General features: G+C 39.1%; 17 protein-coding genes. 5 read left to right on the top strand and 12 right to left on the bottom strand.

Annotated features, from left to right (window positions below):
- Positions 1–15 precede the first annotated feature (15 nt).
- From J1G40_RS02230 to J1G40_RS02210, 5 genes are all read right to left on the bottom strand, one after another.
- The gene (locus J1G40_RS02230; RefSeq protein ID WP_265240647.1) at positions 16–2,451 is read right to left on the bottom strand and encodes an ABC transporter permease; all 2,436 of its coding nucleotides are present in this window, start codon (positions 2,449–2,451) and stop codon (positions 16–18) included.
- Positions 2,452–2,472: 21 nt separating this feature from the next.
- Entirely contained in the window at positions 2,473–4,887 is a 2,415-nt protein-coding gene (locus tag J1G40_RS02225) for an ABC transporter permease (RefSeq protein ID WP_265240646.1), read from the bottom strand.
- 39 nt (positions 4,888–4,926) lie between these two features.
- Positions 4,927–5,622: an ABC transporter ATP-binding protein gene (locus J1G40_RS02220; protein ID WP_265240645.1), complete on the bottom strand. Its 696-nt coding sequence runs from the start codon at positions 5,620–5,622 to the stop codon at positions 4,927–4,929.
- A 93-nt stretch (positions 5,623–5,715) separates the two neighbouring features.
- Complete coding sequence (locus tag J1G40_RS02215; protein ID WP_265240644.1) at positions 5,716–6,963, bottom strand: efflux RND transporter periplasmic adaptor subunit; 1,248 nt, start codon at positions 6,961–6,963, stop codon at positions 5,716–5,718.
- Between the two features lie 12 nt (positions 6,964–6,975).
- Complete coding sequence (locus J1G40_RS02210) at positions 6,976–8,364, bottom strand: TolC family protein (RefSeq protein WP_265240643.1); 1,389 nt, start codon at positions 8,362–8,364, stop codon at positions 6,976–6,978.
- Between the two features lie 161 nt (positions 8,365–8,525).
- Between J1G40_RS02210 and J1G40_RS02205 the strand changes: the two genes are divergently transcribed.
- Both J1G40_RS02205 and J1G40_RS02200 read left to right on the top strand, forming a co-directional pair.
- Positions 8,526–9,893: a sigma-54-dependent transcriptional regulator gene (locus J1G40_RS02205; protein ID WP_265240642.1), complete on the top strand. Its 1,368-nt coding sequence runs from the start codon at positions 8,526–8,528 to the stop codon at positions 9,891–9,893.
- Between the two features lie 75 nt (positions 9,894–9,968).
- Positions 9,969–11,315 (top strand): sensor histidine kinase, encoded by a 1,347-nt coding sequence (locus J1G40_RS02200; protein WP_265240641.1) that lies wholly within the window; start codon positions 9,969–9,971, stop codon positions 11,313–11,315.
- A gap of 26 nt (positions 11,316–11,341) precedes the next feature.
- Here J1G40_RS02200 and J1G40_RS02195 read toward each other — a convergent pair whose 3' ends face one another.
- From J1G40_RS02195 to J1G40_RS02175, 5 genes are read right to left on the bottom strand one after another with little or no spacing between them, the layout of a single operon-like run.
- Positions 11,342–11,686 carry an MGMT family protein gene (locus J1G40_RS02195; protein WP_265240640.1) on the bottom strand — a complete coding sequence of 115 codons (345 nt, stop codon included), beginning with the start codon at positions 11,684–11,686 and terminating at the stop codon, positions 11,342–11,344.
- A gap of 1 nt (position 11,687) precedes the next feature.
- Positions 11,688–12,317, bottom strand: coding sequence for a LysE family transporter (locus J1G40_RS02190; RefSeq protein ID WP_265240639.1), 630 nt, complete (start codon positions 12,315–12,317; stop codon positions 11,688–11,690).
- A gap of 3 nt (positions 12,318–12,320) precedes the next feature.
- Entirely contained in the window at positions 12,321–12,992 is a 672-nt protein-coding gene (gene trmB, locus J1G40_RS02185) for a tRNA (guanosine(46)-N7)-methyltransferase TrmB (protein ID WP_265240638.1), read from the bottom strand.
- 59 nt (positions 12,993–13,051) lie between these two features.
- Positions 13,052–14,113, bottom strand: a complete 1,062-nt coding sequence (locus J1G40_RS02180) for a sensor histidine kinase (RefSeq protein ID WP_265240637.1) — start codon at positions 14,111–14,113, stop codon at positions 13,052–13,054.
- Positions 14,113–14,799 carry a response regulator transcription factor gene (locus J1G40_RS02175; RefSeq protein ID WP_265240636.1) on the bottom strand — a complete coding sequence of 229 codons (687 nt, stop codon included), beginning with the start codon at positions 14,797–14,799 and terminating at the stop codon, positions 14,113–14,115. Before J1G40_RS02175 ends, J1G40_RS02180 begins: the two co-directional genes overlap by 1 nt.
- A 315-nt stretch (positions 14,800–15,114) precedes the next feature.
- On the opposite strand from J1G40_RS02175, the gene J1G40_RS02170 reads away from it, so the two are divergent.
- The 3 genes from J1G40_RS02170 to J1G40_RS02160 all read left to right on the top strand — a co-directional run bounded on the left by J1G40_RS02170 (position 15,115) and on the right by J1G40_RS02160 (position 17,001).
- On the top strand, positions 15,115–15,423 hold the full coding sequence (locus tag J1G40_RS02170) for a T9SS type A sorting domain-containing protein (protein WP_265240635.1): 309 nt from the start codon (positions 15,115–15,117) through the stop codon (positions 15,421–15,423).
- Between the two features lie 192 nt (positions 15,424–15,615).
- The gene (locus J1G40_RS02165) at positions 15,616–15,939 is read left to right on the top strand and encodes a T9SS type A sorting domain-containing protein (RefSeq protein WP_265240634.1); all 324 of its coding nucleotides are present in this window, start codon (positions 15,616–15,618) and stop codon (positions 15,937–15,939) included.
- Positions 15,940–16,023: 84 nt separating this feature from the next.
- The gene (locus J1G40_RS02160; protein WP_265240633.1) at positions 16,024–17,001 is read left to right on the top strand and encodes an acyl transferase; all 978 of its coding nucleotides are present in this window, start codon (positions 16,024–16,026) and stop codon (positions 16,999–17,001) included.
- A 6-nt stretch (positions 17,002–17,007) separates the two neighbouring features.
- Here the strand turns inward: J1G40_RS02160 and J1G40_RS02155 are convergent, their stop codons facing one another.
- Both J1G40_RS02155 and J1G40_RS02150 read right to left on the bottom strand, forming a co-directional pair.
- Positions 17,008–18,675, bottom strand: coding sequence for a formate--tetrahydrofolate ligase (locus tag J1G40_RS02155; protein WP_265240632.1), 1,668 nt, complete (start codon positions 18,673–18,675; stop codon positions 17,008–17,010).
- Between the two features lie 44 nt (positions 18,676–18,719).
- A complete protein-coding gene (locus tag J1G40_RS02150) occupies positions 18,720–19,373 on the bottom strand; it encodes an ankyrin repeat domain-containing protein (protein ID WP_265240631.1) in 654 nt (217 codons plus the stop codon).
- Positions 19,374–19,375: the final 2 nt, after the last annotated feature.

Here is a 19,375-nt window from a genome sequence, read left to right as displayed (position 1 = left end):
AATTTTTTGGATGACTTATTCTGTTCTTAAACTTTTGATGGGGTTAACAATCGCGGCCTTTATACTTTGGTAACTTACTGTCGCAATGGCAATACTTACTGCCAGAAGAGCGGCCAATCCAAACACCCACCAACCAATTTCTATTCGGTACGAGAAGTCTTCCAACCATTTGTTCATTGCATACCATCCTACCGGAAGTGAAACCAGAATTGAGATGACTACCAGCTTCAGAAAATCTACCGATAGTTTGTAAGAGATCTGTCCTACACTGGCCCCCAAAACTTTTCTTATTCCAATTTCTTTGGTCCTTTTCTCAGCATTAAATGCGGCAAGACCAAATAAACCAAGGCAGGCAATTAAAATAGATAGGGTAGTGAAAATGATAAATATGCTGCTTAATCGCTGCTCCGCTTCGTAGGTCCTATTAAAGGAGTCCTCCATAAAGTAATAATCAAATGGTTGCCCTGGCGCCATGGTATTCCAGATACCCTCAATGCTAGATATGGCATTGGTAAAAGTACCAGCCTCAAGTTTTACCGCCATGGAACCTGCCCTATCTGACAAGCGAAGACTCAATGCCTCAATATCCTCTCTAAAGGGTGAAAAATGAAAGTCTTTCACCACTCCAATAATTTTATAATAGTATGGGTTTTCGGACCCCATATCGGGGGTGTAACGCTTCCCAATTGCCTCATTCGGTGACACTCCTATCGTAGCAACCGCAGATTCATTGATGATAATGCTGGTAGAATCATTTTTAAAGTTGCGATCGAAATCCCTCCCGGCAATTATCTTGAAATCCAGGGTAGATACATAATCATAATCTACTCCCCATGTTTGCATACTTAATGCATTCTCTTGCTCTGTTGCCCCTTCTTCGGGTGCAAAAGTACTATCAGATCTATTGGAAGGGGTAGGGAAAAAACTGCTCAGAGTAGCGTTTTTAACAAAGCCCAATTTTTTTACTTCTTCTTTAAAGGAACTCATTTTGTCCCCAACCGTATAAACGTCATCTATAACCAGTACCTGATCTTTTGAAAAACCCAATTCTTTGTTTTGAATATATTTTAACTGTTGATATACTACCAGCGTACCAATAATTAGGAATACGGAAATAGCGAATTGAAATACAACCAGTCCGTTTCTAATATTACCTCCCCCCAGGTTACTACCACTGGTTCCTTTAAGCACTTTTACCGGAATAAATCTTGACATAAAAAATGCCGGGTAACTGCCAGAAAAAAGACCCAGAACTATGCCTCCGAGCAGTAATAACAACCAAAACATTGGGTTGCCATATGGGATTGAAATGTCCTTATCCGCAAGGTCATTAAAAAATGGCAACGCTATAATTGCAGTTAAAACAGCCAAAAGGAGCGACCCAAAGGAAACCAAACCAGATTCTACAAGGAATTGGCGAATGAGATCTGTTTTATTGGACCCCAGGGTTTTTCTAATTCCCACCTCTTTGGCCCTTTTAAGCGATTGTGCCGTGGACAAATTCATAAAATTTACACAAGCCAGGACAATTAAGAAAATGGCAATAAAAGTGAGGATGTATATACTTTTAATATCATTGTTTCCACTTATTTCAGCTACCCTATCAGATCTGAGGTGGATATCTGTCAATGGAATTGTACTATAAATCAAATGGTTCCCGGCAGCCTTAAACTGCTCTTCTGTAATACCCGGCATAAACTGCTGTACTCCGGGGATAACATACTTCCCCAGAAAGTTTTCCAGGGGCTGTTGGATATCATCAATATTAGCAGCAGGGATAAGCTTGATAAATGTTTGGTAGTTATTACTGCCCCAATTTACCACTCTGGAATCTTCATACCCGGCCATGGCCATAAAGATGCTATACTCTCTTAGAAATGAATTCTTGGGTAAATCATCTATTACACCGGTTACTGTAAAGGTTTCGGTATTATTCATTAGAAGGCTTTGCCCAATGGCATCTTTAATTCCAAAATGCTTTTCTGCTGCGGTTTTGGTCATCACCAGGGTATTAGGAGACTTCAGTGCTGTTCCCTTATCTCCCAAAATCAACTCTATCCCAAACATGTCAAAAAAGGTGGAATCGGCAAAGGTGGTTTGCAGCTCTTTCACATTGACCTCACTATCCGATTTCCTGATCAGGGCGCTACCCCTTGTGCGAAACCTGGTGACAAGTTCTACTTCAGAAAAGTCGTTGTCCACTGATTCTGCCATGGGTGCGGGGGTTACCGCAAATTTTCTGGCTTCTCCTCCGAACTTAATATCCGCATTAACCCTGTGGATACGGTCTGCATCAGCGAACATTTTATCAAAACTCAATTCGTCATGGATGTACAGTGAAATTAGCAGTCCACCTGCCATACCTATGGCCAGGCCAAACGTATTCAGAAATGTAAAGAAAGGTTGCTTTTTTAAACTTCTCCAGGCAATTTTTAGATGATTTTTAAACATGATTGATGCTTTAAATTTATTTTATTCTGTACGTAAGCTGATTACAGGGTTAATAAGTGATGCTCTTATAGATTGAAAACTTACTGTTATCAGGGTAATCCCAATTACTATTATTCCTGCTATTACAAATATCCACCAGCTAATTCCAGTGCTATAGGCAAAACTTTGCAACCATTGATCCATGGCCCACCATGCAATTGGGAAGGCCAACAACAGAGCAATCAGAACTAGTTTAATAAAGTCCAGGGATATCATCCCTACTATATTCATTACACCGGCACCCATTACTTTTCTGATTCCAATTTCAGCCGTTCTTCTGGCAACATTTAAAGTGGCCAGGCCAAATAATCCCATACACGCTATAAAGAAAGATAGAATGGAAGCGATATTTACAATAGACTTGGAACGCAATTCATTCTGGTACTGCACCATAAGTGCTTCATCCAGGAACGAATACTCAAATTCCTGTGTTGGATTAATCTTTTCCCAGCTGCTCTTCAAAGTGGATATAGAGGAAGACAAGTCTTCGGTGTTGAGCTTTACAGACACCCGTGGCTGAGCAGTGTATTGTGTTTCCAAATTTTCGGCATGCGTTAAAATTGGGGTTGGGTTAATGGCCATCAACAACGGGTCTATAGTGTTGTTTAATGATAGAAAATTGAAGTCTTTCACCACCCCCAGAATTTTTACATTGAACTTGTCATAAGTAACCCCGATAGGGTTTTCAAGACCAAATTCCTTTACGAAAGTCTCATTAACCAGGACTCCGTTCTGAGCATCGCTTTCACTTCCACTAATAAAATCTCTCCCTTCCACAATTGGGATCCCATGGGTTTTTAAAAAATTAGGATCTATGAGGTTAAAAGCAAATTCCCTATATGTATTTGTAGCATCTGTAAACCCAGCATCGACCCATCCATTCTCCATAAAACTATAAAGTGAACGCGAGGCATCTGATACCAATGGTTGTTTTTTTAACTCGGCTACATAGAGATCCGCAAATTCATCGGCTTCCTCCCCAGACATATTAGTTGGCACCACCACAATGGCATCTTGTTTATACCCCAGGTCCTTGGTTACCAGATAGTCTATTTGCCTGCCGATGACCAAGGTCCCAATTAGCATTACTATTGATGCTACAAATTGGGTAATAACCAGACTTTTCCCCAAAAAGCCCATAGATGCCCCTTTACCTTTTTTTCTCCTTAAGACCTGAATAGGGTTAAATCTTGAAAGAACTATAGACGGATATATCCCTGCAATTAATGCAATGAATACCACAAGGATGAGGGTAATTACCCAAAAACTGAGATCCAGTGTTATCAAGAGCTCCTTACCAGTCAGGGAGTTAAAAGTATCCTGAAATAAAAATGCCAGTAATACACCAAATGTAACTGCCATTAAAGTAATTAAAAGAGCTTCACCCCAGAATTGATGAACAATTTGCTTACGGAAAGCTCCAAGTGCCTTTCTTACCCCTACCTCTGTAGCCCTGGAGAACGATCTCCCCACGGCCAGGGTGACAAAGTTGATACACGCCAACAGTAATACCAAAAATCCGATTGTCGCCAGGACATAGGCGTACCTGGGATTTGAAATAGGTTCTATTCCCGCAGGTAAAGAGGTGTCATGATGTATTGCGGTCATTGGTTGCAAGTGGAGAAAGAAAGTGTCCTCTTCATAATTGTCTCCCAGGTATTGTTTGATGGTTGCAGGGAATTTTGCTTCCAATTGTGTTGCAGACATCTCAGGCCCCAGTAACAAATAGGATTCTACAGGAACATTGAACCAACTGGTTCTTATCCTTTCACCAAAAAACAGGGCTTCGTTGGCTAGAGACACCAGCAATTGAAATTGGATGCTGGATGCTTGTGGCGGATCTGCAGCTATAGCAGAGACTTCATATACACGAACCTCATCATTGAATTCCAGCGAGAGCGATTTCCCTAATGGATCTTCATTCCCAAAATATTTCGTCGCCGCAGATTGGGTCAGTACAATAGCATTGGCAGTAGCCAAAGGCTTCTCAGAATTACCGGCGACAATATCAAAATCAAATATTTCAAAAAAGCTGGGATCTACTGCTCTAATAGACTCATTAAATTCAGATTCATTTCTCTTTACCAGGCTGTTAAACCTGAAGACCCTGCTCCCATTTTCTATTTCCGGAAAATTCTCCCGAAGGACATTTACCATAGAAACAGGGGTGGTGGTGTTTAGAAAATCTTCTTTTGGACCATAATTTTCATATTGCCATACCCGATAAATTCTATCTGCATTAGCATGAAATTTATCATAGCTGAACTCGTGCTTAACAAAAAGGGCTATAAGAATAAAACAACATACACCAACGGCCAGCCCGGCAATATTGATTGCAGCATATCCTTTGTTTTTAACTATGTTACGCCATGCTATTTTAAGATAACTACTAAACATACTTTTTGATTTTGATTGATTGATGAATAAACTCCCTTATCAGATCATTGCTCCTATTGCCCGGTTCTGACTTTCCGTTACTATTTGTCCGTCAAATAGATTGATTATTCTGTGTGCATAATGAGAATCTCTGTCCGAGTGCGTCACCATCACAATAGTGGTTCCCTCCTTGTTTAGTTCGGTTAGCAGGTTCATTACCTCAATTCCATTTTTAGAATCCAGATTCCCCGTGGGCTCATCCGCCAGGATTAATTTAGGATTGGTCACCACTGCTCTGGATATAGCTACCCGCTGCTGCTGACCCCCCGAGAGTTGTTGTGGAAAGTGCTTTTCTCTATGTGCAATTTTCATGCGTTCAAGAACCGCCCGGACCTTTTCTTTTCGTTCACTCTTACTCATCTTAAGGTAAATAAGAGGTAACTCTACATTCTCGAAAACCGTAAGTTCATCTATCAGGTTAAAACTTTGGAAAACAAAACCCAGGTTCCCCTTACGGAGTTGAGTGCGTTGTCTTTCCTTTAAACCTCCGACCTCTAGTCCGTTAAACTCATAACTCCCTTCTGTAGGATTGTCTAGCATCCCAATGATATTCAGCAAGGTGGATTTCCCGCAACCAGACGGACCCATTATCGCCGCAAATTCTCCTTCTGCCACGTTTAGAGTTACATTGTTTAAAGCAAGCGTCTCCACTTCTTCGGTTCTAAAGCTCTTTTTTAAATTTTGGATTTGTATCATTTTCTGATCGATTTGATTTCTGTTACTATTTTAATTTTTGTCGGTCTTATTAAAAGACATTTGTTTTGCATCATCTGTGACAGTTAGCAGCTTTTATTTTAAAATTATTCTTTCGGCCTCTCCAAAACTGTCATAATTACTGGTGATTACACTTTCACCAGCTTCCAAACCTTCCAGTACTTCATAGTATCTGGAGTTCTGTTTTCCAATACGGATGTTCCTCTTTAAAGCTTCATTATCCTGGTTAACCACAAAGATCCATTGTCCTCCGGTACTTTGGAAAAAACTTCCTTTTGGTAATAAGAGTGCCTCATTAGATTCCCCAAGTTGCAGCTTAATATTATAACTCTGCCCGGTTCTTATTGTCTCAGGTTTTTCTCCTGTAAAGACAAGATCTACTTTAAATCTTCCATTTCGGACCTCAGGATATACCTTTCTCACTCTTAATGGGTATTCATTCTGATTTCGTTCAAGGAGGGCAACAAGGTCGCGTTGTACCCGATCTATATAATGCTCATCTATATTCGCCTCAATTTTATAATCGGTCAAAACATTAATCTGTCCTATGCGTTGGCCTTGTGCTATATTTTGTCCTATTTCGGCATCCAGGAACCCAAGTTGCCCATCTGCTGGGGCGCGCACATTCAGGTGGTCTAATCGCTGATATACCATCCCCAAGGTCTTTTGCATTCTTTCCAGGTCAGAATCCAGACTGCTCAGGGAAGTTTTACGAAGTTCATCGTCTTGTTCTGTTTGTAACTTTACAATCTCGTATTGCCGCTCTGAAAGCTCATAGTTTTCTTTGGATAAAAGGTACTCTTCTTTTGAAATTAATTCATCTTTGAACAGCACCTGGTTCTGTTCAAAATTTCGCTTTAATCTTTGCAATTCGTAGGTGGCTGTTGCCAACGACTTCCTGCCTTCTACCTGTCTGGAATCAAATTCGAGTTTAGTTGAACGCAGATCGTTTTGTTTTAAAGCGAGATTACTTTCGCTGGCCAAAATTTGTTCGTAAAGGTTCATATTCTCCAACTTCAGGATAATGTCTCCTTTTTTAACAGTTGCACCTTCCTCAATAAGTTTTTCACTTACACGTCCTCCTTCGTAGGCATCCATAAAGATGGTAGCAATAGGCGCTACATTACCATTGATGGTGATATAGTCATCAAACTTGCCGTCGGTGATCTGTGCTATGGTCAGCTTATCCTTTTCGGTTCGAAAAGTTGAAATTGAACTTCCGGTAAGCATTTTCCATCCCACAAAAATCAACAGTAAACCAATGGCAATATATCCATAGTGCTTTGGCCTTAATCCTTTTTTCTTTTCGAGTTGTATGTCCATTTTAAATTCTGTCTAATTAATATTGAATACAGGTAATCCTCTGTAAAAATCGAGGGTACTTTTATTGATCTCCGAGCGCAATCTCACCTGCAGATTTTCATTCTGGGCATTTGCAAATAAATTCTTCGCTGTAAAAAGTTCTAATGCATTTATCAGTCCCCTTTCATACCTTTTTTGGGCAATTGTAAAAGCCAGGTTTTGTGCTTGCACTTTTTGAGTACTCTGCTCATATTCTATCAGCAAGGCATTGTACTGCTGAACCAATTGCTCTATAGTATTAAACAATTCCTGCTTTTGAATGTCGAGATTATTTTGGGCCCTCATCTGGGCGATCTTCTGCTGTTTTACCCGTGAACGCGAAGCCCATGCATTGGTAATTGGGATAGACAAAGACACCCCAACGAACTGATAGGTGTTGTCTTTAAACTGATTACGGAAGGGAATGGTAGCTCCCACAGAATCCCGGGTAGTTTCAAAATAACCTGTTCCAACTCCCCCAAAAAGTGTAAGTGACGGGTAGAGATCTCCTCTGGATGCCGCTACCTGCTTTTTTGCCGCCCTTGCCCTTAATTCCTGAGCTTTAACAATAGGCATAAAATCCTTGGCCGCGGAATAGATAGAATCTGATCTGATGAGCGTATCACCACCACCGGCATCTTTTTGATCTATGGAAACCTGCAGGGTGATATCAGTAGTTGCCTCTAAATTCATCTCTTGTATTAAGGCCAGTTTGGCTGCTGCCAATTGGTTTTCACTCTGGGTTACATTCAGTTGGTCTGTTAATAGGAGCGATTCTGCTTCATATAAATCGGCACCTGCCTTAAGTCCTAATTCTATTTGTTTATCAACCAACTCATAATTCTTCTGTGAAACTGTCAATTGCTCTTTAGAAATTGCTACAAGGCCTTCAAAAAACTGGATGTCATAAAAAGCCTGCATTACTCTGAAGGCCAGTAAATATTTTTGCTGAAGCGATTCTTCCTTTGCGGCTTTATATAAAAACTTAGAGGCCTTGATCGTATTTATTTTCTGGAATCCCCTGAATAAGTCAACAGACGACTCCAGAGAATAACTATTAGAAAAGAAATCTGTGGTTACTACATCATTAGTAAAAGGGTCCGTACTACGGCCAAAGTTGATCACATAATTTGTTTGTGCCGCAACCGAAGGAAGCAGGTTACGAACAGATTGGCGGTAGGTTTCTTTGTTAGACTGCCAGTTATAGTTAAAATCATTTAACTGCAAATTATGCTCTAAGGCGTAAGCAACACAGTCGTCTAAAGACCACCTTTGCTGTGCATGGAGCTGAAGCCCGATCAGCAAAAAAAATAAGCTCGTTAATTTAGTTATATGGGTCATTTTCAAATTCATCTGCGAAAAAGAATACCATATACGTGCCATAAACTCAATTGTTTGATTATCAATATTTTAAATAAATAAAATTTTTCAAATTTAAAGGCCACTGTAAAATACTTATACAAACATTGTCTATTTTTTTTACACTCATCCTAAAAACTGCTTTGCGTTTTGTAGTTTTAACCTCTACCAAAAATGTAGTATTTATGACGAAGGCCAATATTCTGGTGGTTGATGATAACAAAAGTGTTTTAAGCGCTTTGGAAATCCTTTTGCAATTTGAATATGAAAACGTTCAGGTACTTTTTAACCCCAATCAGCTGCCCTCCTATCCCAACTTTGAAGCAATAGATATTGTACTTCTTGATATGAATTTTTCTGCCGGGATCAATTCAGGAAATGAAGGATTATACTGGCTTAAGGAAATAAAAAAGAAATCACCACATGTATCGGTAGTTATGATGACGGCTTACGGTGCTGTTGATCTGGCGGTACAGGCTTTAAAAGAAGGAGCTGCAGATTTCATCTTAAAACCCTGGAACAATGAGAAGTTGCTTGCAACGGTAAAGTCCGCCTATACCTTGAGGCAATCACAGAAAGAAATTAATCATTTAAGAAAGAAAGAGCATAGTCTTAAGCGAGTCATCAATGAGGACAAAAACTATATAATTGGAAATTCCAAAGCCCTTAATGCCGTTTTGAACTTAGTCCGAAAAGTAGCAAGGACAGATGTTAATGTTCTAATAACGGGAGAGAACGGGACTGGGAAAGAGCTCATTGCCCGCGAACTTCATCGTACTTCCAAAAGAAAAAATGAGGTTTTCATTAATGTAGATATGGGTTCTATTTCCGAATCACTATTTGAAAGCGAGTTGTTTGGACATATAAAAGGTTCCTTTACTGATGCAAAGGAAGACCGTGCTGGTAAATTTGAAGCCGCCCATGAAGGAAGTCTTTTTTTAGATGAAATCGGAAATCTCTCTTTACAAACTCAGGCTAAATTATTGTCCGCAATTCAAAACAAATCTATTGTACGGGTTGGTGCTAATAAGCCGGTAGCTGTAGATATTAGATTAATATGTGCCACCAATTGTAATTTAGATGATATGGTTGCCAAAGGGCTTTTCCGAGAAGATTTACTCTACAGAATAAATACGATTCACATTGAAGTACCTCCCCTTCGTGAAAGAGGAGAAGATGTTTTAATCTTAGCGGAATTTTACCTCAAGCGATTTGCCAATAAATATGATAAGCCTGGATTAAGAATTAACAAGGCGGCATTAGATAAATTATCCGGATACCAGTGGCCCGGAAATATACGCGAACTATTACATGCTGTAGAAAGAGCGGTTATTTTATCTGAAGGCAACGTTCTAAAACCTACCGATTTTATATTAAATGAAAAAACAGCAACCTCTATAGGTTCCGGGCCAAATACGCTGGAGGAAATGGAATTGCAGATGATAACAAATGCACTGAACCAAAATAATGGTAATTATAGTGCGGCGGCCGAACAACTGGGTGTTTCCAGACAAACTTTATACAATAAGATAAAAAAGAAGAGCAAGAGTTAAAGAATGCATAGTCAGGATTAAATAATAATTAAGGTAAGATGAAATGCGGATAAACAATAGAGAAGCTAAACTCAAATGGTAAGCAGACATATATATTTACAACTGGCCCTGCGCATAATTTTTATCGCACTTGCGGCAATAGGCATGGCCTTCTGTTTTTTTGACGCGCAGTATATCCTCTCTGGAGTCCTCTTGGTAGTATTGGTAATACAAACGGTTTATTTGATAACATATGTAAATCAGACTAACAGAAAAATTGCGTATTTCTTCGATGCCATAAAAAATGAAGATTTCACCCTCAGGTTCCCTGAAAAACTCAGCGTAAAATCGCTGGAAGAACTCAATCATAGCCTTAACATGCTTAATGCAATGATTCAGGATATCCATATAAAGAAACAGGCACAGGAACAGTATTACCAGGAAATAATAAAACACGCTAGCATTGGCATATTTACATATAACAAAAAGGGGCACATACTTTTTGCCAATTCCAAAATTGAAGAATTATTGAACTACACCCCTTTAAATCATGTAAAACAATTGAATCAGGTAGATAAAAATTTGTATGAATTATTTTCAACCTTTCAGCCTTTTGAAAGAAAACTGGTACAGCTATCCAATGAAAGAGAAAGAAAACAAATTGCACTAAAATCTACTGGGATTACTTTGGACGATGAAGAACTTATCCTGGTTGTCGGGCAGGATATACATCTGGAACTCGATGAAAAAGAAACAGATTCATGGGTAAGGCTTATACGGGTACTTACACATGAAATTATGAATACCATAACCCCTATAACCTCTATATCCGAATCCATATTAAGTTATTTTAAAAATAATAAGGGTCTGGTTTCGCTGGAAGAGTTTAACGCATCTCATATTAAGAACACGGCGAAGGGGTTGGAGGTGATCAAAGAACAGGGAAGTGATCTTATGGAGTTTGTTCAATCTTACCGGAGTTTTCTCAGTATTCCCAAACCTGATAAAGAACTTGTAGGAGCTGCCAAACTTCTGGATAAAATTAAGGTGCTAATGGACCAGGAAAACAAAAATGGAAACATTTCTTTCCAAACTGTAATCAACCCGAACGACTTAGAACTATTTATTGATGAGAAACAAATTTCCCAGATACTGATAAATTTGAGTAAAAATGCGCTCCAGTCTATTGGGGAACAGGAGAATGGAGCTATCAGGATAACTGCAGCCGTAGACCATCAGGGGAAGAAATTTATTGAGGTAAGAGATAATGGTCCGGGTATCCCGCCAGAATTGATAGATGAAATTTTTGTCCCGTTTTTTACGACTAAAAATACAGGAACGGGAATAGGGCTAAGTTTATCCAAACAAATAATGCTGCTGCACGGTGGAAGTATTCAGGTTACTTCTAACCAAAACACGATTTTCACATTAAATTTCAAATAGATTGCAGCAATAAGAACTGTATTGAATTACCTATGGGAAGTTAGCTCTTTAGCAGGATCCCAAAAATGCTTTTCAAGATCAATTATTTGATTGTCTACCACTTTTACTCCTTCATTTTCCAATAATTGCTGCATAAGACTGGTGCCGTCAAAATGGTGTTTCCCCGTTAATATGCCGGCCTTATTCACTACCCTATGTGCTGGCACTTCTTCCATGTTACCAGCCCCATTCATGGCCCAACCAACCATCCTTGCACTTCTGGCAGCCCCCAAATACCTGGCAATTGCTCCATAAGAAGTTACCCTGCCAAATGGAATTTGTGCCGCTATTTCATAGACTTTCTCAAAAAAATTCTTCTCTTCATCCATCATATTATTTATACATTATGCGGATCAGTGTAATCACCAATAGCACTAACATTAAAGCGCTTAAAACATAGTTCGAATTCTTTGAAAACCTATGGGTCCTGGCTTCCAGTTTATTAAAATAGACTGTATACAGATATAGCACTGTGAAGGTGCCCAGCCCCGCAGCCAAAATAAAAGTGGCAATGTCCCAGACCTCAAATTTTATCCAGCCGGCTTCGTTCCACATGGCGTTTAAACCACTGTAATACGGAATGGTTAGCAGGTTAAGGGCAGCTAATAGCATCCCTTTAAAGAAACTGTTCTTTTTACTCACCTTAACCATTTTCATTTGATGGGTCGATTCCTTTTTGGCAGATATAAAGAAATAGACCGCAAAAATTGCAAAAATGGCCAGTGCAATTTTCAATAACCAATCTATAACCTCAGGATTTCGAAACAGAAATTTGGAAATTAACACAGACACATAGGCTTGCATCATGATCATTGTGGAAACGCCCAGACTAAAAATAACACCATTGAGCTTTCCTTTTTTTACACTTGTTTTGGCGGCATTCATATTTAGCAATCCGGGCGGAACAGTAGCCATAAAAGCAGCAGAGAAAGTGGCAAAAAAAAGAATAAGGAGATGCGTCATTGGTTATTTGACTCTAAATTTTAGATAGGTGATTGGTTTTCCTTTATCAAGATACTGCTTTTCATAGAAAGTTTGAATTTCCAGTACTTCTTTTGGACTTCCATGATTCCGATATACATCATGATTAGAATACACAATTTCAAAAGCTGAGCCCTGCAAAACGCCTATGGTATAACCGTGCATAAACTCGCTGTCTGTTTTTAAGTGAATCTCCCCATTATTTTTTAAAATTGTTTTGTACTTATCTAAAAATACAGGATTAGTTAAGCGGTGTTTGGTACGTTTAAATTTAATTTGAGGATCGGGAAAGGTTATCCAGATCTCAGCCACTTCGTCTTCCGCAAAAAGCTGATCAATTAATTCTATTTGTGTTCTAAGAAATCTTACGTTGACAAGATTATCGGCCAGGGCCTCTTTGGCACCTTTCCAGAACCTGGCACCCTTAATATCAATCCCTATAAAATTCTTATTCGGAAACTTTTGGGCAAGACCTACTGTATATTCACCCTTTCCGCATCCCAACTCTAAAACAATAGGGTTTTGGTTTCCAAATTCTTCCTGCCATTGTCCTTTTAAAGTGAAGTTTCCGCTTATTACTTCCTCCCTTTTAGGCTGAATAACATTTCCAAACCCTTCATTTTCCTTAAATCTCTTAAGCTTATTTTTGCTCCCCACTAAAAAGTATATTTTTTGAATTGGTACAAAGCTAAGGAAATCCTTGAACGAGTAGTAAGTTAAACTTCCTGTGGTTTGGCTTTTTCCAGGGTGAAAGAGAATTCCGATCCAACCCCTTCCACACTTTCAATATATATCTTTTCACCATGAGCTTCAATAATATGTTTTACTATAGACAACCCGAGGCCCGAGCCCCCCTCTTTCCTACTGCCACTCTTGTCTACTCTGTAAAACCTTTCGAACAATCTGGGAATATGTTCTTCTGCAATTCCCTCCCCATTATCAGTAACTCTTACTATGACCTTGTTTTTAATCAGATTTTCAACGCTCACCTCGGTGGTTCCTCCTTTATGACCGTACTTGATAGAGTTAACTAATAAATTAGATAGCACCTGTTGTATTTTCTCAAGATCTGCGTGTACAAAAACAGGCTCCTCATAAGACATATCAAAAGTAAGTGAAATACCTTTTTTAGTAGCTTTCATTTCAAGCAGGTCAAATACGTTCTCTATAAGCTCTATTATATCGAAATCTGTCAGTTCAAGGTTAAGATCTCCAACCTCCAGTTTAGTAATCAGATCCAAATCCCTAATGATATATATCAGGCGTTCAACTCCCTTATTAGCTCTTTGTAGATATTTCTTTCTAACACTTTTGTCTTCCAGTGCCCCATCCAGAAGAGTAAGTATATATCCCTGAACAGTGAAAAGCGGTGTTTTTAATTCATGAGATACATTGCCGAGGAACTCTTTTCGATATTCTTCCCTGATTTTCAGTGTGTCGATTTCAATTTTCTTGTCCTTGGCAAATTTTTCTATTTCTGCTGTCAGGGTCCTCATATCCGTATTAATAGGTCCTGATGTAAAAGAAGAAGATTCTAACAGGGAGACATCGTCATAGATTCGTTTTATTCTGCGATAAATAAACTGTTCCACTCTGATCTGGATAATCAAAAACGCAACTAAAAAAATTAAAGCGGATGCTATAGGTAAGTAATAAAATGATAAAGTTGTTCCATCAAAAAAATAGATGAATCCAAACAATATGATACTGAGAATCAGGGTAATTAATAAAGCCGAACGAATCGCAAATCTGTATGACTTTTTAACCCGTGTGGCCATTATAGAACAAACTTATAGCCAACGCCTTTTACCGTCTTAAAATGATCATCTCCTATTTTTTCTCTAAGCTTTCTGATATGAACATCTATAGTACGACCACCGACCACTACCTCCTGGCCCCAAACTTTATCAAGTATAACTTCCCTTTTAAACACCTTATCCGGTTTGGAGGCAAGTAAACTCAATAATTCAAACTCCTTTCTGGGAAGAATTACTACCTCCCCTTTATTTATCACTTTATACTCTTCACGGTTTATTTCAATATCACCCACTTTAAGAATATCATCCGTATCCTTACTGCTTTCTTTTAATCTTCGCAGAAGTGCTTTAACCTTACTTACAAGCACTTTTGGTTTAATGGGTTTTGTGATATAATCATCTGCTCCGGCATCGAAGCCCGCAACCTGAGAATAGTCTTCTCCTCTGGCGGTTAGAAAAGTAATAATAGTGTTCTCGAGACCACTGGTATTCCTGATGACTTCACATGCCTCAATTCCATCCATTTCGGGCATCATTACATCCAGAACTACCAGATGTGGCTTCTTTCTTTTTGCCTTCTCCACCCCATCAACTCCGTTTTTGGCGGTATAAACCTGGTAACCCTCCGAGGAAAGATTATAGCTTAGGATCTCCAAAATATCGGGTTCATCGTCTACTAGCAGTATTTTGATGTCCTGTTTTTTCATGTTGGTCGACTTTTCCTTGTGCCCCAAAAATAATTATAATACTATTACGTATTACTACTTTACATTGATTTAATATCCATAACAATTTTATAACATAAGATGGTATAATTTGCCAGAGTAACAATCAGTTATAAAAATTATAGCAAGATTTGAGGGTCAGGAGCATTCACTATGGCATCTTTTAACAGCTTTATTTCCTGAAGTGTTAAAATCCCCTGTATTTCAACGAATTTTCATACTTTTTGAATGATCATAGGTTCATCTGCAGATCAAATTTTTATATATTTGTGGTATATTCTTTGCAGTATACCTTATATGAAGCACCTCTACCTTCTAATTTTTATGCTTTTTATTTCAACCAGCTATGGGCAGCAGACCCAGAGCAGTGGGGATATAGATGGTTTTAAGCTTTATCCCAATCCGGTTACAAACGGAAAAGTATACATAAGTACCACGCAGAATGCTCCAAAAAAGATTCTTATTTATGATGTTTTAGGAACACAAGTTCTTGAAACTACCATTTTGGGCAAAGAATTGAACCTTTCAAACTTAGATGCAGGTGTCTATGTAATTCGGGTATTTGAGAAGAATTTAGTAGCTACCCGTAAACTGATCATAAAATAGCTTTTTTTAAACCTGGAGAAGCGCTCCACCCTCTTGATTTTTAGTGATTTTAATCTCGTTTAAGGGTCATTAGTACCGATGAACGACCGGCCGGGTTCATTTTACCTACAAAAAGTAGGATTTCACAACAATTTCTCCTTATCAATAAGGCCTTTGCATTATATTTACTGTATTGATCCCAAATCAATATTCATGAAAAAAATCTACTTAGCCTTTTTCTTAGGGTTTTCTTTGTTGCTTACTGCTCAGGAAAAAGCAGGGCCGACAGAAGATTTAAGTCCCGAATCTTCAGATTTCATGTTATATCCTAATCCTGCCGTCAACGATATTGTTTATGTTAAAACGAAGCATAATCGAAGCAAAAGCATAACCGTCTTTGATGTCTTTGGCAAGGTGGTATTAAGAGATAGAATAACTTCGAGCACTCTGAATATTTCACGATTAGTACCTGGCGTTTATGTTTTGCAGGTACAGGAAAACGATAAAAAAATGACCAGAAAACTTGTGGTCAAATAATACAAACCAGCAACCTAACTTATAAAGCCCCGATTGTGTTAATCGGGGCTTTAATTTTGGTTATTTTTGTAGTAGCCAAAAAAAATGAATACTTCGGATATTTTTCGAATAAGAGACGCTTCTGATTTCAATTCCTTTTCCCTGGAATTGTTTCGTTATCAGTACCATTCCAACAAGGTATACAGGGAATTTTGCAACCATCTCAACAAGACAGATAAAAACGTAAAGGACCTTTACGGAATTCCTTTTCTGCCGATAGAATTTTTTAAAAGAAAATCTGTTATCTGTGAGGGTTTCAAAGCACAACTTGTTTTTACAAGCAGCGGTACTACGGGCAACAAAACCAGCAGACACCTGGTTGCAGACCCAGGCATCTACGAGCGGAGTTTTCTAAGCACTTTTATGACGTTCTACGGTGCTGCATCGGATTACTGTATCCTGGCCTTATTGCCCTCTTATTTAGAGCGTAAAGATTCATCATTGATATATATGATGAATACTCTTATTGAAAAAAGCCACCATCCCGATAGCGGATTCTATCTGGATAACCTTGGCTCCCTTCGGGAGAAGTTGCGTGCCCTTGACAAGAAAAATATCAAAACATTACTAATTGGTGTTTCTTATGCCCTATTAGACCTCATTGCCGAAACATCTTTTACATTAAATAATACTATAGTAATGGAAACAGGCGGAATGAAAGGTCGCCGAAGGGAATTGGTAAGAGAAGAATTACATGACAAGCTGCAAAAAGGATTCGGGGTAACTGAAATTCATTCGGAATATGGGATGACAGAATTATTATCCCAGGCATACTCTAAAGGATCAGGGCTTTTTAAAACCCCTTCCTATATGAAAATCCTTTGTCGGGATCCTGAAGACCCCTTTCATTATCAACCTCCGGGAGCTACTGGCGGGATTAATGTTATAGATTTTGCTAATATACACTCCTGTTCCTTTATTGCCACACAGGATTTGGGCAGGGTTTATGAGAATGGGAGTTTTGAAGTCATAGGCAGATTTGACCACTCGGACATCCGAGGCTGTAATTTAATGGTGATGTAATTTTAGTTAAAAAAGCCCGCTGATATTCCCCTCCTCGTCAATATCAATATTCTCAGAGGCCGGGTGCGCAGGCAATCCTGGCATTCTCATGATATCCCCTGTAATGGGAACCAAAAAACCTGCTCCCGAAGCGATCTCAATTTCCCGGACAGTAATTATAAAATCTTTAGGCCTGCCTAATAAAGCAGGATTATCCGATAAGGATTTCTGGGTTTTGGCGATACAAACAGGCAGGTGCTCTAATTTCAGATCCCTGATCTTTTTTAAATCGCGTTTTGCCCGTGCAGTATAATCTACAAACTCCGCTCCATAAATTTTTGTTGCGATTAATTCAATTTTCTCCCGGATGCTCATATCCCAGCGGTACAAGGGAGTAAATACCCCATTACTGGCTTCAACTGCATCTACCACTTTTTTTGCCAATTCCAAAGCACCTGCACCACCTTTGGCCCAGACCTCGGCTAAGGCCACTCTTACCCCTAACTTCTTAGCCGCTTCTTTTACCAATTTAATTTCCTCATCCGTGTCAGATTCAAATTTATTGATGGCAATAACCGAGGGTATGTTAAAAAGTCTGATGTTTTCAATGTGTTTTTCAAGATTGGGAAGGCCTTTGGCCAAAGCTTCCAGGTCTGGAGTAGTAAGTGTATCCAAAGCAGCCCCACCATGATACTTAAGCGCCCTTATTGTTGTGGTTAATACCACGGCTTTTGGAGATAAGCCAGCACTCTGACATTTTATATCAAAGAATTTCTCCGCTCCAAGATCAAAGCCAAAACCGGCTTCGGTAACCGTATAGTCTGAAAAAGACATCCCCATTCTTGTTGCTATAACAGAATTAGTTCCCTGAGCAATATTTGCAAACGGCCCGCCATGTATAAAGGCCGGGTTTCCCTCAATGGTCTGCACCAGATTAGGTTTTATAGCGTCTTTAAGAAGGGCAGTCATAGCACCTTGCGCTTTAAGGTCCCGGGCATAGATTGGTTTTTTGTCTATTGTATATCCAATAAAAATATTACCCAATCTTTTTTTAAGGTCCTGAATATCATCGGCTAAACACAGAATTGCCATAATCTCCGAGGCTGCCGTGATATCAAAACCTGTTTCTCTGGGTACCCCTGAGGTAGTTCCTCCAAGACCAACAACAATACGCCTTAGGGCCCTGTCGTTCATGTCCAATACCCGTTTCCATGAAATTGTTCGCGCATCAAGCCCAAGACTGTTGCGCTTACTCTGGATATTATTGTCTATCAGGGCTGCTAATAAATTATGTGCTTTTTCGATGGCGGCAAAATCTCCTGTAAAATGAAGGTTTATATCCTCCATAGGAAGTACCTGAGAATACCCGCCTCCTGTAGCACCGCCTTTTATTCCAAATACTGGCCCTAAAGAAGGTTCGCGGAGCACAACACTTGTTTTTATGCCCAATTGATTTAATCCTTCAGTAAGTCCTATTGATATTGTGGTCTTACCTTCCCCAGCAGGTGTTGGGGATATGGCCGAAACCAGGATAAGATTATTACTGTCTCCTTTTGTCTTATCTATTTTATTCAGAGGTAATTTAGCTTTGTAATTGCCATACATTTCTATTTCATCCCTATCGATCCCAAGCTTCTCAGCTATTTCTGCTATTGGTTTTAAGGATACTTTTTTGGCAATCTCCAAATCACTCATAATGTCATTTTTTTAAAGTGTCTTCAATTCTAAGACGAGCAGGTTCAGGATTCGAATTGTTTTCGCAATTCTTTAGATATCCCAGCATCTACCGGATGGGCACTGGAAGGCAAGAGTTCAGCAGCCATATACTCCCCGCCATAAACCTTCATCTTTGCCTTTCTATTTGCGCCTTGTTCTATAAGGTAGGCAACTATTTCAGGTAAGTTTAATGGAACTTTTTGCCTCCACAATTCTACACCATTACTTACAGCATAATGCAGTAAGGTGGCCTTATGGCCATAAGGTGATTTACAATTTACTATATTGCCGTTCTCAGATATCAGGCGCTTCACAGTATCGAAATTTCCTTCTAGCATTGCATTAACTAAGGCCTCAAAAACACTATTGTAGGGAGAAGCGATATGGGCGACCTCTGTCCAACGGCGAAAACCATATTCATTAGCAATACTCTGTCTGCAGTCCTCCTCGGTCAGATTAGCAGCAAGGAGTAAAGTTGCAGGCTTTCCTAAATGTTTCCAATGATAATTGCTGATTTCTTTTAGTACGGCTTCGTTCTTTGCCTGTACCCCTTCCCACATTTTGGTCGAAAGTTCGCCAAGATGGTCGCTAATGCTTTTATAATCCTCTATTTTAAAAAGAAGATCACCATAAAATAATTCGAGTTCATTAACGGTTTTCGGTTTATAAACTTTCATCA

Origin of the sequence: Muriicola sp. Z0-33 (genome assembly GCF_026126425.1) — a bacterium.
Lineage (GTDB): Bacteria > Bacteroidota > Bacteroidia > Flavobacteriales > Flavobacteriaceae > JAFMPW01.
The sequence above is the reverse complement of the archived record's forward strand: the minus strand, read 5'-3'. Positions and strand labels throughout refer to the sequence as shown.

Coding starts and splice junctions, on each gene's coding strand:
- J1G40_RS02215 (WP_265240644.1), bottom strand. CDS start 6,963: ATGGACATACAACTCGAAAAGAAAAAAGGATTAAGGCCAAAGCACTAT.
- J1G40_RS02220 (WP_265240645.1), bottom strand. CDS start 5,622: ATGATACAAATCCAAAATTTAAAAAAGAGCTTTAGAACCGAAGAAGTG.
- J1G40_RS02175 (WP_265240636.1), bottom strand. CDS start 14,799: ATGAAAAAACAGGACATCAAAATACTGCTAGTAGACGATGAACCCGAT.
- J1G40_RS02180 (WP_265240637.1), bottom strand. CDS start 14,113: ATGGCCACACGGGTTAAAAAGTCATACAGATTTGCGATTCGTTCGGCT.
- J1G40_RS02155 (WP_265240632.1), bottom strand. CDS start 18,675: ATGAGTGATTTGGAGATTGCCAAAAAAGTATCCTTAAAACCAATAGCA.
- J1G40_RS02205 (WP_265240642.1), top strand. CDS start 8,526: ATGACGAAGGCCAATATTCTGGTGGTTGATGATAACAAAAGTGTTTTA.
- J1G40_RS02230 (WP_265240647.1), bottom strand. CDS start 2,451: ATGTTTAAAAATCATCTAAAAATTGCCTGGAGAAGTTTAAAAAAGCAA.
- J1G40_RS02150 (WP_265240631.1), bottom strand. CDS start 19,373: ATGAAAGTTTATAAACCGAAAACCGTTAATGAACTCGAATTATTTTAT.
- J1G40_RS02165 (WP_265240634.1), top strand. CDS start 15,616: ATGAAAAAAATCTACTTAGCCTTTTTCTTAGGGTTTTCTTTGTTGCTT.
- J1G40_RS02190 (WP_265240639.1), bottom strand. CDS start 12,317: ATGACGCATCTCCTTATTCTTTTTTTTGCCACTTTCTCTGCTGCTTTT.
- J1G40_RS02170 (WP_265240635.1), top strand. CDS start 15,115: ATGAAGCACCTCTACCTTCTAATTTTTATGCTTTTTATTTCAACCAGC.
- J1G40_RS02195 (WP_265240640.1), bottom strand. CDS start 11,686: ATGATGGATGAAGAGAAGAATTTTTTTGAGAAAGTCTATGAAATAGCG.
- J1G40_RS02160 (WP_265240633.1), top strand. CDS start 16,024: ATGAATACTTCGGATATTTTTCGAATAAGAGACGCTTCTGATTTCAAT.
- J1G40_RS02210 (WP_265240643.1), bottom strand. CDS start 8,364: ATGGCACGTATATGGTATTCTTTTTCGCAGATGAATTTGAAAATGACC.
- J1G40_RS02225 (WP_265240646.1), bottom strand. CDS start 4,887: ATGTTTAGTAGTTATCTTAAAATAGCATGGCGTAACATAGTTAAAAAC.
- J1G40_RS02200 (WP_265240641.1), top strand. CDS start 9,969: ATGGTAAGCAGACATATATATTTACAACTGGCCCTGCGCATAATTTTT.